Origin of the sequence: Polyangium mundeleinium (assembly GCF_028369105.1) — a bacterium.
GTDB classification, from domain to species: Bacteria; Myxococcota_A; Polyangia; order Polyangiales; family Polyangiaceae; genus Polyangium; species Polyangium mundeleinium.
In genome coordinates this window covers 2,712,510-2,726,651 of the sequence record NZ_JAQNDO010000001.1, presented here as the reverse complement: position 1 = coordinate 2,726,651, position 14,142 = coordinate 2,712,510, and the positions used below count along the sequence as shown (strand labels likewise).

Annotated in this window: 12 protein-coding genes; 5 read left to right on the top strand and 7 right to left on the bottom strand. The window is 69.5% G+C overall.

Annotated features, from left to right (window positions below; all coding sequences use genetic code 11):
- Nucleotides 1-15: 15 nt before the first annotated feature.
- From POL67_RS11075 to POL67_RS11065, 3 genes are read left to right on the top strand one after another with little or no spacing between them, the layout of a single operon-like run.
- Nucleotides 16-552, top strand: coding sequence for an HIT family protein (locus tag POL67_RS11075; protein WP_271917220.1), 537 nt, complete (start codon nt 16-18; stop codon nt 550-552).
- The gene (locus POL67_RS11070; RefSeq protein WP_271917219.1) at nt 549-1,931 is read left to right on the top strand and encodes an AI-2E family transporter; all 1,383 of its coding nucleotides are present in this window, start codon (nt 549-551) and stop codon (nt 1,929-1,931) included. The genes POL67_RS11075 and POL67_RS11070 overlap by 4 nt, the downstream gene beginning before the upstream one ends.
- Nucleotides 1,932-1,989: 58 nt before the next feature.
- Entirely contained in the window at nt 1,990-2,985 is a 996-nt protein-coding gene (locus POL67_RS11065; protein ID WP_271917218.1) for a tetratricopeptide repeat protein, read from the top strand.
- A gap of 45 nt (nt 2,986-3,030) precedes the next feature.
- Here the strand turns inward: POL67_RS11065 and POL67_RS11060 are convergent, their stop codons facing one another.
- A complete protein-coding gene (locus tag POL67_RS11060; RefSeq protein ID WP_271917217.1) occupies nt 3,031-3,414 on the bottom strand; it encodes a response regulator in 384 nt (127 codons plus the stop codon).
- Between the two features lie 133 nt (nt 3,415-3,547).
- On the opposite strand from POL67_RS11060, the gene POL67_RS11055 reads away from it, so the two are divergent.
- Nucleotides 3,548-3,973, top strand: a complete 426-nt coding sequence (locus tag POL67_RS11055; RefSeq protein ID WP_271917216.1) for an HIT family protein — start codon at nt 3,548-3,550, stop codon at nt 3,971-3,973.
- A 46-nt stretch (nt 3,974-4,019) separates the two neighbouring features.
- Complete coding sequence (locus POL67_RS11050) at nt 4,020-5,405, top strand: hypothetical protein (RefSeq protein ID WP_271917215.1); 1,386 nt, start codon at nt 4,020-4,022, stop codon at nt 5,403-5,405.
- Nucleotides 5,406-5,420: 15 nt separating this feature from the next.
- Here the strand turns inward: POL67_RS11050 and POL67_RS11045 are convergent, their stop codons facing one another.
- From POL67_RS11045 to POL67_RS11020, 6 genes are all read right to left on the bottom strand, one after another.
- A complete protein-coding gene (locus POL67_RS11045) occupies nt 5,421-8,096 on the bottom strand; it encodes a PEP/pyruvate-binding domain-containing protein (RefSeq protein WP_271917214.1) in 2,676 nt (891 codons plus the stop codon).
- Nucleotides 8,093-8,557, bottom strand: a complete 465-nt coding sequence (locus POL67_RS11040; RefSeq protein ID WP_271917213.1) for a MarR family winged helix-turn-helix transcriptional regulator — start codon at nt 8,555-8,557, stop codon at nt 8,093-8,095. The genes POL67_RS11045 and POL67_RS11040 overlap by 4 nt, the downstream gene beginning before the upstream one ends.
- Nucleotides 8,558-8,676: 119 nt before the next feature.
- On the bottom strand, nt 8,677-10,068 hold the full coding sequence (asnS, locus tag POL67_RS11035) for an asparagine--tRNA ligase (protein WP_271917212.1): 1,392 nt from the start codon (nt 10,066-10,068) through the stop codon (nt 8,677-8,679).
- 57 nt (nt 10,069-10,125) lie between these two features.
- Nucleotides 10,126-10,977, bottom strand: coding sequence for a sulfurtransferase (locus tag POL67_RS11030; RefSeq protein ID WP_271917211.1), 852 nt, complete (start codon nt 10,975-10,977; stop codon nt 10,126-10,128).
- A gap of 13 nt (nt 10,978-10,990) precedes the next feature.
- Nucleotides 10,991-12,283: a hypothetical protein gene (locus POL67_RS11025; RefSeq protein WP_271917210.1), complete on the bottom strand. Its 1,293-nt coding sequence runs from the start codon at nt 12,281-12,283 to the stop codon at nt 10,991-10,993.
- Nucleotides 12,284-12,290: 7 nt separating this feature from the next.
- On the bottom strand, nt 12,291-14,138 hold the full coding sequence (locus POL67_RS11020) for a serine/threonine protein kinase (RefSeq protein ID WP_271917209.1): 1,848 nt from the start codon (nt 14,136-14,138) through the stop codon (nt 12,291-12,293).
- Nucleotides 14,139-14,142 lie beyond the last annotated feature (4 nt).

Here is a 14,142-nt window from a genome sequence, read left to right as displayed (position 1 = left end):
AGCGTGCCGCGATCGATGGGCAATCCGCTCTGGGCGCCGTGGCGCATGGAGTACATCCTTTCGAAGAAGGGTGGATCCTGCGTGTTTTGCGGCATTGAGGCTGCTCCGCCGGAGGAGCTCCGCGCGCGGCTCGTGGTGTGTGACACCCCGCGCGCGTTTGTCGTGTTGAACCGTTACCCGTTCGCCGCGGCGCACCTTCTCATCGTGCCGCACGCGCACGTCGACGCGCTGGAGAAGCTCTCGCACGAGGATCATCACGCTCTCTTCGATCTCGTGCGCGAGGCGACGGTGCGCCTGCGCGCGGCCGTGAAGCCCGAGGGGCTCAACGTGGGCTTGAACCTCGGCGCGGCTGCGGGCGCGGGGATCGCCGAGCACCTGCACGCGCACATCGTCCCGCGCTGGAGCGGAGACACGAACTTCATGCCGGTGCTCGCCGACGTACGCGTCGTGCCGCAGGCCCTCGAAAAGACGCGCGACTACCTCGTGCCGTTCTTCGCGGATCTGCCGGGCGTTCGTTTGCCCGCGGCGAGCGAGGGAGCCGGAACCCCGTGAGCGAAGCGCCGCCGCCCGTATCCACCCTGCCCCCGGAGCGCAAGGCTGCGCGCCGCATCTTCCTCGCCACGAGCGCGGTGCTCGTCGTCGCGCTCTGCATCGTCGCGCACGACGTGATGCTCCCGTTCGTGCTGGCGCTCGTCGTCGCGTACGTGCTGACGCCCGCGGTGCTGCGCGTCGAGCGCATGCGCGTGCCGCGCTGGGCCGCGATCCTGCTCGTCTACGCGATGACGCTCGGCGCGATCGGCGGGTTCATCGGGATGATCGTCCCGCGCCTCGTCACCGAGGGGCAGGCGCTCGCGTCCGAGTGGCCGAACCTCACGCGCAAGGTGCGAAACGAGTGGCTGCCGGCGATCGACGCGCGCCTCATGCGCTGGTCGGGGCAACGCCCCGCCGAGGAAGCGCCAGCGCCCACGCCGAACCCGGTCCCGGAGGTGAACGCGGGTGAGCCGAGCAAGGCCGACGCGCGCGCCGAGGAACGACCGCCGCTGCGGATCGTGAAGCGCGACGACGGCTCGTACGACGTCTTCGTGAGCGAGGACCTACGCCTGCACGAGGTGCAGCACGGCACGTGGGAGGTCGTGAACCAGGAGCCGAAGCAGCTCTCGAGCGCAGGCCTCTTGCGCGAAGGGTTCGACAAGGGGCTGCTCTACCTGCGCCAGAACGCGACCGTCGTGCTGCAGATCGGCCAGCGGATCGCGGGCGCGATCTCGCGTGGCATCTTCAACCTGTTCATGACGTTGATGCTCGCGGGGTACATCATCCTGACCCACGAGAAGATCCTCGCGTTTTTCCGCGATCTTTGGGATCCCACGTCGCATCACACGTTCCATCGGTTCATGCGAAGGCTCGATCGGGGCCTCTCCGGCGTCGTGCGCGGGCAGCTCCTCATCTGCCTCGTGAACGGCGTGCTCTCGGCGATCGGCTTCTGGCTCTTCCACCTGAAGTACTGGCCGATCCTGTCGATCCTCGCGGCCGTGATGTCGCTCATCCCGATCTTCGGCTCGATCTTGAGCTCGGTCCCGGCCGTGCTGATCGGCCTCACGCAATCGCCCATGACGGCGGTCGGCGTCCTCGCGTGGATCGTGGGTATCCATCAGCTCGAAGCGAACTTCCTGAACCCGAAGATCATCGGCGACGCGGCGAAGATCCACCCGGTCCTCGTCGTCTTCTCGCTGCTCGTCGGCGAGCACTTCTTTCAGATCACGGGCGCGCTCTTCGCGGTGCCGTGCATGTCCATCGCCCAGACCATCTTCCTGCACTTCCGCGAGTCCACGATGGGCCTCTCCGATCCCATGTCGTCGCACCCGCCCTCGGCGAAGGTGCGTCCGGACGTGAAGGAGACGCCACCCGAGCCCGAAGCAGGCGCCCCGGGCTGACGAAGTCGGGAGGGGCCACGCTACTGTTTCCCGTGGCACGTGGTATGAAGCGCTCGCCTTGAAGACGTCCGACAAGCCGAAGAGCAACACCCAGGAGAAACCGAAGACCGCGGACATGCCGAAGGCCGCGGCGAAGCCGGCGAGCGCGAAGGACGCGCGGGAGGCGCTCATCGCGTCCGCGCGCGACAAACAGGCTGCGCAGCCCGATCCGCTTCAGATGCTCGAGCCGAAGAAGCTCGCGGTCCGGATCGGCATCCCGCTCGCGATCGTCTGGATCATCGCGATCTTCATCTCGGGCTGGATCTCGAAGGTCGTCGCGCTCGTCGTCACGATCGCGGTCGCGGCGCTCGTCGTCTGGGTGCTCCGGTACGCGAAGCGCTCGCGCGCCGTGGCGAACCTCGTGCGCGGGGCGGACACGCCCGAGGCGCGCAAGGAGGCCATCGAGAAGCTCGAGAGCGAGTTCGGCAAGGACGATCCTGCGGCCGTGTTCGCCCGCGCGCAGCTCGAGCTGCAAGAGGATCCGAAGAAGGCGCTCGCGACGCTGGAGAGCATCAAGCTCGACCGCGTGATGCCGCCCGTCGCGGACGAGGCGCGGGCGCAGCGCGCGATGATCCACCTCGTGCTCGGCGAGACCGAGGCGGCGAAGGGCCTCGTCGACAAGATCGATCTCGGCCGGCACAAGGACGCGAAGAGCCGGGCGACGATCGCAGCGATCGTGGGTGAGGCGTGGGCGCGCGGCGGTCAGGCGAAGAAGGCCGTGGAGCTGCTCGACACGCTCGATCCGAACGACGCGACGTTCGCCGAGATCAAGCCGCAGCTCCTGCGCTCGCGCGCGTTCGCGTACGCGTGGACGAACGACACGAAGCGGATGAAGCAGATCCTGCGTCAGCTCTCGGCGATCAACCCGCAGTACCTCGCGTCGTTCATCACGAAGAAGAAGATCCCCGGCGGCGTGTCGCCGAAGGGCGTGCACCCGCTCCTCGAAAAAGAGGCGTTCGAGATGATCTCGAAGAGCGGGATGATCCCGCGCAAGATGGAGTACCGCAGGTCGTAGCTTCGCCCCGAGCCCTCTCCCTCGCGGGAGAGGGGCGAAGAGGCGTTACGCCTTCAGGTAACGCTGGACCGTGCTGAGCAACGTCTCGATGCCGACGGGCTTGCGCAGGTAGCCGTTCGCCTGGATCTTCGCGGCCTGTTGCCGCAGGTTGCCGTCGGCCGAGATCACGATGACGGGGATGTCGGCGATCTTCGGATCGTTGCGCTGCTCGGTCCGGAACAGCCAGCCGTCCATGATCGGCATCATCAGGTCGAGCAGGATGAGCTGCGGGCGTACGCCTTCGCGGAGCAGGTCGAGGGCCTGCTTCCCGTTGCTCGCGCCGCGCACCTCGTACCCCTCTTCCTCGAGGATCTGCGCGATGGTCTCACGGATGTCGGGATCGTCCTCGACGACGAGGACGCCGCGCCTTCCCTGCTCGATCGTGCCCATGGTCCCCGCCCGGCGAAGGCGTGCCACTCTACTGACCCGCCCACGGCATCGCCAGCCCCGCATCCCACCGCATGGAACGAATTATCGTACGTCGGACAGCGTACAACGCACACCTGTGACGAGATTCTCTGCCATGGCCCAGGCATGCACGTTTTGTCGGATTGCGTCCGGTGAGCTTCCTGCCCAGCTCGTGCTCGACGAGCCCGAGGTCCTCGCATTCCTCGATCGCAGCCCTCTGTTCCTGGGCCACTGCCTCGTCGTACCTCGCGCCCACGTGCCGACGCTGCTCGATCTGCCCGCGCCCTCGATCGCTCCGCTCTTCGGGGCCGCCCAGCGCATCGCCCGCGCGATCGAGCCGGCGCTCTCGGCGGACGGCTCCTTCGTGGCGATGAACAACAAGGTCAGCCAGAGCGTGCCGCACCTGCACGTGCACGTGGTGCCGCGCCGCAAGAAGGATGGATTGCGGGGGTTCTTCTGGCCTCGCGCGAAATACGAGAGCGACGAAGCGATGGCGCGTGTCGCGGAGACGCTACGTACGGCGCTGCGATCTCCCGCATAATGCGCGCATGAGTGACACCCCTCCCTCGTCTCGCCCACGTTCACGCGTGCGCGAGGTGGCGAGGCTCTGGTTCGGCCTCGAAGCGCCTGTCGGTAGGCGCGCCTATCTGCTCACGGGCGTCACGCTGATGGCCCTCAAGTACGGCCTCGACACGCTGCTCGTGTATCTCGCGTCGGGCGTCTTGTGGTCGCCGCTCGCGTACATGAGCCCGGCCCTCACGTTACGTATGAGGAGCATTCCGGACGCGCCGTCGTGGCTCTTCGTGGTGCTCGCGGTCGCGACGCTGCCGTTCCTGTGGATCGGGATCTCGATGAGCATCCGGCGCGCGGCGAACGCGGGCCTGTCGCCGTGGTTCGGCCTCGCGTTCCTCGTGCCGGCGCTGAACTACCTCGTGATGCTCGTGCTCGCGGGGCTCCCGGAGCGCGCGGACGCGTGGAAGCCGGAGCCGACGTCGCCCTACCGCGCAGGCGGGCCGCAGGAGAAGATCCAGCCGAAGATCGAGGGCTCCCTGCGGAGCGCGTTGCTCGGCGTCGCAGCAGCCGTCGCGGTGGGGCTCGGGATGGCGGGCCTCAGCGTGTACGCGCTGGATCTCTACGGCCTGTCGCTCTTCTTCGTGACGCCGTTCGTGATGGGCGCGGTGAGCTCGTTCCTCCTGAACCGCGAGGCGCCGCAGTCCCTCAAGCGCGCGGTCGGAGTCGCGTGTTTGTCCGTGGCGATCACGGGCGGGGCGATGCTGCTGTTCGCGCTGGAGGGGCTCGTGTGCCTCTTGATGGCCGCGCCGATCGCGGGCGTGGTGGCCGTGATCGGCGCGATCCTGGGTCGCGCGATCGCGCTGCAGGCGAAGACGCCGCACTCGCACGCGGCCGCCGCGGTGCTGGCGCTGCCGGGGCTCGTGGGCGCAGAGGCGGCGGTGGTGCAGCCGGATCTGCGCGAGGTGAAGACGGTGATCGAGGTGGATGCGCCGCCGGATCGCGTGTGGGAAAACGTGATCGGCTTCGGCGAGCTCTCGCCGCCTTCGGAATGGTTCTTCCACACGGGGATCGCCTACCCCGTGCGAGCGCGCCTCGAAGGTGAAGGCGTGGGCGCCGTGCGGTACTGCGAGTTCTCGACGGGCCCGTTCGTCGAGCCGATCACGGTCTGGGACAAGCCGCACCGGCTCGCGTTCGACGTGTCGAAGCAGCCGCACGCGATGAAAGAGTGGAGCCCGTTCCAGTACGTGCACGCGCCGCACCTCGACGGTAGTTTGAGGTCCAAGCGTGGGCAGTTCCTGCTGACGGAGCTGCCGGGCGGGCGGACGCGGCTGGAAGGGACGACGTGGTACGAGCTCGAAATGGCACCGAACGTGTACTGGGCGTTCTGGTCCGACAGCGCGATCCACGCGATCCACACACGCGTGCTCGAGCACGTGAAGAAGCTCAGCGAGACGAAGTGACGCCGCGCGGGCGGGCTACACTTCCACGCCCACCCGCCCCGCGCCTCCATCCACGGTGATCTGCTGCCCCGTCGTGATCCGCGCCGTCGCGCCGGCAACGCCCACGACGGCCGGGATCCCGTACTCACGCGCGACCACCGCGCCGTGCGACATGCTCCCGCCCATCTCCATCACAAGCCCGCCCGCCGTCAGAAACAGCGGCGTCCAGCCGGGATCCGTGGAGGGCGCGACCAGGATCTCGCCGGGCTCGATCTTCGCGCCCACCGGATCCAGCACCACGCGCGCCTTGCCCGTGACACGACCCGCGGAGGCAGGCGTGCCGGACAACCCTCCCTCGCCCGACGCGGCGGCGGCCATCATCTCGGGCTCCGTGCCGTCCGAGAGCAGGATCCGCGGGACGTGCTTGCGGCCGAGCTCCTGCGTGATCATGCGGCGACGCTCCGTCACGAGCGCGCGGAGATCCGTGCCTCCGGTGACGGCGCGTAGCTCACGCAGGTCGAGGAGGAAGACGTCGTCCTCGGCAGCGAGTTTGCCTTCCTGCACGAGCAACCGGCCTGCCTGAAGCAGCAGCGAACGTGCGTGCGCGATGATGCGCACGATCCCGAACTTCGGCGCCTCGCGCGCACCGAGGAGCCTGCGCACGCGTGGCACCGCGAAGCGCGCGACCCCGCCGCGCAGGACCCCCTTCTCGCGCGCTCGTTCCACGAGCTCCTCCGCCTTCCGCTCCGCCTCGCGCGCGCCGCGCTCGAAGGCCACATCCGGCGGCGACGCATCATCGCCGAGCGAAAGGTAGTTCGCGAGGCTGCCGAGGATGTGCGTCGGATCATCACGCCAACGCGGCACGCCGATGTCGATCTCCGCGACGCCGCGCGCGCCCCAGCGCGCGAGGAACGCTCCGAGCTCGCGCTGGAGCACGGCCGGCAACGATCGTTCGGCGTAACGCTTCGCGAGCGCCGCGGGCGCCTCCTCGCCGAGCGCACTCCGCGACGCGGGATCCGCGCCCACGCGGCGCGAGAGCGACCAGAGCTCGAGGTCCATCTCCGTCGTCGGGTTATTCGGAAGCGATCGGAGCAGCGTGTGGACTTCGTCCTCGGTCATCAGGCCCGAGAGCGCGCGGCGGAAGAGGAGCATGCTCACGAGCGCGCCGGCGATGCTGGGGATCGCGGTGAAGATGAAAGGACCGACGCCCTCCCGGATCATGCGCTCGACCGCATCGACATACGCGGAGGGCGGCGCGCCCTCGGGCACCTCGCCCACCGCGATCGCGGCGTCGACCTTCGCGGCAATACGATCGGGCACGGCGTCGGGATCCCGGAGGGCACGCGCGAGCGTGACGGGCGCGCGCGTACGCGCGAGCGCACGAAGAGCCGCACGCGCGATCTTCCAGCGTGGCGTCTCCACGACGCCGAGCCGTTCATCGTCGAGGACCGCGCGCACAGCGACGCCGCTGCGCGCCTCCATCCTGGACAAGGCGAACGCGGCGACACGCCTGCCGAGCGGATCTCGCAAGATCGCGGTGATGTCGAGGAAGAGCCGACTCGCGCCCACGGCGAAGATGGGCGGACCGTCGAGCGGCTCGCCGTCCCACAGGCCGAGGCCACGCGACGCGACGCCCCCGAACGCGCGCCAGAACTGCAGGCCCATCGGCGAAAACGGCCGGAACACGCCCTGCGCCACGTTGAAGCTGAAGAAGACGCGGAGATCGTCGTTCTTCGACAGCGGGCCCGCGGGGATCGGGAACAACGTGGTGATCGGGCGCGACTGCACGAGGAGGAGCTTTCCTTCGGGATCGATCGCCCACTCGATGTCCTGCGGCGCCCCGTAATGCGCCTCGACGCGCGCACCCATCGCTGCGAGCGCGCGCGCCTCCGCGTCCGAGATGCAGGCCTCCGCCGAGCCGTCCGCGCGCTCCTCGTGGCGCGTCCCTCCGCCCGGAAGCGCCTCGATCACGACCCGTTTGTCCCCGAGGCGGCGCGTGACGATCTCCCCCGTGTCGACGCGGACCTCCAGGTGATCGGGGTTCGTCGCGCCACTCACGACCGCCTCGCCGAGCCCCGGCGCTGCGTCGATCACGGCCTCGCGGCGCCGCCCCGTCACGGGGTTCGCCGTGAAGAGCACGCCCGCCGCGCGTGCATGCACGAGGCGCTGCACCACGACGGCGAGCGACACGTCGCGTGGATCGATCGATCGATCCGCGCGGTAGACGACGGCGCGCTCCGTGAAGAGAGATGCCCAGCAGCGACGAACGGCGTCGAGCAAGGCTTCCTTGCCGAGCACGCCGAGGTAGGTGTCCTGTTGCCCGGCGAAGCTCGCGTCCGGCAGATCCTCGGCCGTTGCCGACGAACGCACGGCCACGGCTACGCCGCCGAGCTCGACGTCATACGCGCGAACGCACGCCTCGGCGATCGCATCGGGCACGGTCACGGACGAGAGCTCCGCGCGGATCTCGCCCGCAAGCGCCGCGAGCCGGGCGCGATCGTTCGGTTCGGTGCCCGCGAGCGCTTCGAGCTTCGGGCCGATGTTCGCCGCTTCCGCCGCGGCGCGAAACGCGGACGTCGTCAGGACGAACCCCGGCGGGACCGGCACCCCGGCGCGGATCATCTCGCCGAGGTTCGCGGCTTTTCCGCCAGCGATGGGGAGCGAGGATCGATCGAGCGCCGAGAGCGGGAGCACCGTGCTTTCTGTCGTCATCGTCGGACCTCCTTCTTCGTCATCCTTTGCGCGGCCTCGCCCAGGATGACGAAGGCCCGCAGTACGAGCGCGCGCTCCTCGTCCGAGAGCGACGCCATCATGCTGATCTGCACATCCGTGCGGCGATCGAGGAGCTCCGCCACGAGCCGCGCCGCGCGTGGGCTCCGCGTGACGCGCCGCGCGCGCCGATCCTCGGGATCCTCCTCGCGAACGAGTAGCTTGCGCCGCACGAGCTGATCGACGAGGCGGCTCGTCGCCGAGGGCGAACGGCCGACGAGCTCCGCGAGCTCCTTCAACGTGCGCGGCACGCCGTCTTCGAGCAGGAGGAGCACGCCGAGCTGCAGGAGCGTCAGCTCGACCTCGTCGAGCGAGGAAATCGCCCCGATCAGGAAGTCGCGCGCCGTCGCCATCCGCGTGACGCGGATGCTCTCCCGCAGCGCTCGGCGGTCATCGGCCTTCATGTGCACAATTGGAATCGTTGCATCCATGCACATAATTACGCCAGAAAAAAGCCGCGCTCGATTCGTGCCGAGCGCGGCGGAAGGGAGCCCGTGCGCGGGCCGGGCTCCCTCGTCGGGCCTCAGAACTCGCAGTGTCCGGGCGTGCGCGGGAACGGGATGACGTCCCGGATGTTGCCCATGCCCGTGCAGAGCAGAACGAGGCGCTCGAAGCCGAGGCCGAAGCCCGCATGCGGGGCCGTGCCGTACTTGCGGAGGTCGATGTAGAACGCGTAGTCCTCGGGCTTCAGGCCGGCCTCCTGCATGCGCTCGAGGAGCACGTCGTACCGCTCCTCGCGCTGGCTGCCGCCGATGATCTCGCCGATCTGCGGCACGAGCACGTCCATGTTGCGCACGGTCTTCTTGTCGTCGTTCAGGCGCATGTAGAAGGCCGTGAACTCCTTCGGGTAGTCCGTGAGGATCACGGGGCGCTTGTGGTGCACCTCGGTCAGGTACCGCTCGTGCTCCGTCTGCAAGCTCGATCCCCACTTCGCCGGGTACTCGAACTTCTGGCCGGACTTCTCGAGGACCTCGATCGCCTCGGTGTACGTCATGCGCGCGAACGGGCCCGCGACGATGTTCTGGAGGCTCTCCTTGAGGCCCTTCTGCACGAAGCTGTCGAGCAGGTGGACGTCCTCCTGGTTCTGCTCGAGCACGGCGCGGATGACGTGCTTCAGGAACTCCTCGGCGATGTACGCGTTGTGATCGAGATCCGCGAACGCCATCTCGGGCTCGATCATCCAGAACTCGGCGAGGTGGCGCGTGGTGTTCGAGTTCTCGGCGCGGAACGTGGGGCCGAACGTGTAGATGTTGCCGAGGGCCATCGCATACGTCTCGCCCTCGAGCTGGCCGCTCACGGTGAGGCTCGTACGGCGGCCGAAAAAGTCCTGCGCGTAGTCGATCTTGCCCTCGGGCGTGCGCGGGACCTTTTCCAGGTCGAACGTCGTGACCTGGAACATCTCGCCCGCGCCTTCGGCGTCGTTCGCCGTGATGATCGGCGTCTGGACGTAGAAGAAGCCCCGCGAATGGAAGAAGTCGTGCACGGCCATCGACAGCGTGTGGCGGATGCGCGTGACGGCGGCGAACGTGTTCGTGCGCGGCCGGAGGTGCGCGATCGTGCGCAGGTAGTCGAAGCCGTGGCGCTTCTTCTGCAGCGGGAAGTCCTCGGGCGCGAAGCCGTAGACGTGCACGCGCTCGGCCTTGATCTCGATCGCCTGCTCCTTGCCCTGGCTCGCGACGACGATCCCCTCGACACGCAAGCTCGAACCGGTGCCGAGCTTCTTCACCTCGGTCTCGTAGTTCTCGAGCGTGCCGTCCGCGATGACCTGCAGGTTCTTCAAGCAGGAGCCGTCGTTGATCTCCAGGAAGGAGAAGTTGTTCTTCGCGTCGCGGCGCGTGCGGACCCAACCACACACGCTCACGCGCTGACCAACGGGCGACTGCTTGAAAAGCTCCTGTACGCGATGGATCTGCATGGCCCTACCCCAAAGCACCGCAGTTGCGATGGCGCAAGGGGCTTCCCGGATCGAGGCTCAGCCGGTCTCGATCGGGAGGGCCGCGTCCCGCGCCCAGTCGCTCCAGGACCCCTCGTACAGAGCGACGTCGTCACGGCCGAGGATCGCGAGGGCGAGGAGATCGTGGCAAGCGGTGACGCCCGAGCCGCAGTAACAAGCGACGCTCTTCGCATCGAGCGCGCCGAGCGCACGGTACCGCGCGGCGAGCGCCTCGCGCGGCAGGAAGGCCCCGCCAGGCGCCACGAGGTTCTCCACGAAAGGCGCATTCCGTGCCCCGGGGACGTGCCCAGCGCGCGCGTCGATCGGCTCGGATCGGCCCTCGTACCGCTCGCGAGCCCGCGCATCGAGGACGACGGCCGCCGGCAAGCCGAGCGCAACGAGGCGAGCGACGTCAGCTTTGTCCACGACGGGCGCGCCGCCGGGCCGAAGCACGAGCGGCGGCGTGGATGTCACGCGAGGGGCGTCCGTTTCGAGCACGTGGCCCGCCGCAATCCAGGCGCCGATGCCGCCGTCGAGGACACGGCCGTCTCGATGCCCGAAGTAGCGGAGCAGCCACCACATGCGCGCGGCGATCGCGCCGCCGGCGTCATCGTAGGCCACGACGATCGAACCCTCGGTGACGCCGAGGCGCGAGAGCAGCGCCGCGAAGGTCTGCAACGCGGGCAGCGGATGACGGCCAGGGCCACGCGCCGGATCCCCCGCGAGCTCGGCGTCGAGATCCACGAACGACGCGCCGGGGATGTGGCCCGCGTCGTACGCATCGACGCCGCGCTTGCCCGAGAGATACCAGCGCACGTCGACGACGAGGACGCGCGGATCGGACGCATGCGCCGCGAGCCAATCCACCGTGACGAGCGGGCCTTCGGACATCGACGTTTCTCTCCTAGAACGTACCCGACAAACCCACGCTCCCCGGCCCGATGTACGGCACGATCACGGGCGCGAGGTGCGCGTCTTTCTTCACCGGTTTTTTCCCACCACCGGACGGCAAGAGCCAGAACGTGAGCGCGAGCGCGCCTATCACGCCGCCGCCGATCGCGAGGCCGAGGCCCACCGTCTGGAACGTCCGTCGCTCGTCGTCCCGCGCCTTGATCTCGGCATAGTCCGTCGCGGGCAAGCTCGTGCCCGGCTCGCGCAGCGCCGCGAGGTCCTCGATCTCGCTCGTGCGTGAAGCCGCCGTGTAGAGCATCACGCCCGAGGCGGCGCCGAGCCCGACGGTCAAACCCGTCGCGATCCACGCGAACGTCCGGCCGCCGCCCTTCGTCGGCGAGAGCGCCACGCGCGCCACGCTTCCACGCTGCACCGTGACGACCGTGCTCGACGTCGCGCCGTCCACCTGCATCTCGACCTCGTGCTTGCCCGGCTCCACGGCGACGTGCCCGTCGTCGTCGGGATCCACGGGCTTGTCGTCGACGAGCACCACAGCCGAGCCCGGCACATCGCCGAGCGCGACGATCGCCTCCTTGGCAGGCACTGTGAGCGACTTCGTGAGCGCCGTCGTCGCGAGATCCCCGAACTTGTCCTGCGCGACGATCGTGATATCGAGCTTCGCCTTCGGCCGGATGAACGAAGGATCGAGCGTGCCGCGCAGAGGCCCGTCGGGCGAAGGCGCGAGCGGCAGATCAAACGAGCCTTCGATCGCGCTCGATCGAACCCGCGCGATCACCCGCAACCACGGAGGCGCAACGCTCGCCGTCGCGGAGATCCGCACGGGCGCCCACGCCACCTCGGGCGCCTCGATCTCGAGGTCGGAGAGCTTTACGCCCGCACGTTCGATGCGATCTTTCCGCGCGCTCTCCGCGGCCGTGCGGCAAGCCGCGCGCACCTTCGGCGATTGATCTCGCGCGACCTCGGGATCGTAGCCCGCCGCGACGACCGCCTTCGTGCACGCCTGCGCGCCCGCCGCCTCGCCCTTCGTGACCAGCGCGGCCTGCGTCTCCAGCAGGCCCGCCTCCACCGCGAGCGTCGGCGGGATCTCCGACTTCGGCAGCGTGCTCAGCGTGCGGAGCGCGTCCGCGAACGCGCCGCTCTCGACCTGCTCGCGCGCCCTCGCCACGACGCTCGCGAGATCCTGCCCTCGCGCCTCCGTCCCGGCAGCGCCGAGCGCCGCGCACATCAAAACAGCCACCGCGACTCGCCCGAGCCGAGCGCCCATGCTCCGCGTCCCGTTCTTCATGGCAACCCTACTCCGCCCTGCGCAAATCCACCCGGACCGACGATGGTTTGCCCGGCTTGATCGTGACCGACAGGCTGCGCGACGCGCCGAGCTCGCTGTTGCGCAACACCACCGAGTGCGGGCCCGGCGCGAGCGAGATCGGCGCGAGCGGCGTCGTCCCGACGGAACGTCCATCCACGGTCACGTCGGCCCAAGGCGAGACGGACACGACGAGCGTGCCCGGCTCGTTCGAGTTCGCTTCCTCGACGGCCGCCGACGCGGTCGACGCCGGCGTCGCGCCTTGCCCCCCTTGCCGCGGATTCGCGGTCCGCGCGCCCGTCCCCTGCGCGATCGTCGCCGTCGGCGTGGGCGGGGTCGCGCCCGAAGCCGAGGTCGTCGGAAGCGCGTCGGGCTCCACCGTGCTCGGCGCGGCCGCGATGGACGCCGTCGGCGCAGGCGCGATCGCGGACGGCGACGCCGACGTGGCGGAGGGATCCGTGCGTGGCCCCGACGCGCTCTGCGAGAGCACGAAAAACGCCGCGACGCCGCCGAGGATCGTGAAGCCCGCGAGCGCGAGCACGGGCAGGACCATCGAGCGGCGCCCGCTCGCCTGCAAGCTCGACGGCGCGCCCGCGTCCGCGAAGCTCGCGACGTTCGTCACGCCAAGGCCGCCGCTCGTCGGGTTCGATCCGGGCGACGATCCCGGCGCGCCCATCGTCGAGAGGTGATGCCCGGACGTCGAGATTCGCCCCGCGTTGGTCCCGGGTTGGGCCGCGCCCCCGTACGTGCCGTACGAGGGTTGCCCCGGCGCGTCGGACGAGCGCGTGGTCTCCACGGGAAACGCGCTCGGCCGCTGCGCGCCCGTGCCGAGCTGCATGCTCCACTCCTGCGGCCGCTTCGCTTGCCCCGTGCCCGGCGCGCTTGATCCGCCGGCAGGCGCGCCCGCCACCTGCTCGACGCGCGCGCGGAGCTCGGCTTGTGCTTCCTTCACGGCCGTCGGCCCGAGCGCGCGCAAAGCCTCGTCCATGAGATACGCGAGCTCGCTGCCGTCCGCGATGCGCCGGCGTGGATCGAGCTCCGTCGCGCGATCGATCGCGTGCGCGAGCGCGTCGGGGACGCCCTGCATGAGCTCGTGCACGCGCGCGACCGGCTCGCTCGCGATCATCATGAGGAGCTGCGTCTGCGTCTCGGCTTTGCGGAGCCTGCGCCCGAGGAGCCCTTCGAAGAGCGTGATGCCGAGCGCGAAGACGTCCGCGCGCCCGTCGAAGGGCTCGCCGCGCGCCTGCTCGGGCGGCATGTACGGGAGTTTGCCCTTGAACACGCCGGTCTCGGTCTTCTCGCCGCCGAGGCCCGAGATGCGCGCCACGCCGAAGTCCGAGAGCCGCACGCGGCCGTCGCGCGCGACGAGGATGTTCGACGGCGTCACGTCGCGGTGCACGACGCCGACGTTGTTGCCGTTCTCGTCGCACATGCCGTGCACGGCCTCGAGCGCGCGCGCGACCTCGCGGCCGATGTACGCGACCGTCGCGGGCGCGAGCGCGCCCGTGCGCTTGAAGATGCGATCGAGCGCGGCGCCGTCGACGAACTCGAGCACGAGGTAGAGTCCGCCCTCCGCGTTGCCGAGCTCGATCAGGCGCACGACGTTCGGGTGATCGAGGCGCGCGATCACCTGCGCCTCGGCGACGAACGAGTCGGTCGCGATGTCGCCGATGTCGCCCGCGGCGAGCAGGCGCTTCACCGCGACGCGGCGGCGGAAGTTGCGCGGCCCTTCCTCCTCGGCGAGCCAGACCTCCCCCATCGCGCCCTTGCCGAGCATGCGGATGAGGCGGTACTTGCCTGCGAACAGAGGCTGGGAGCCAATGGAGCCGATGCTCATACGC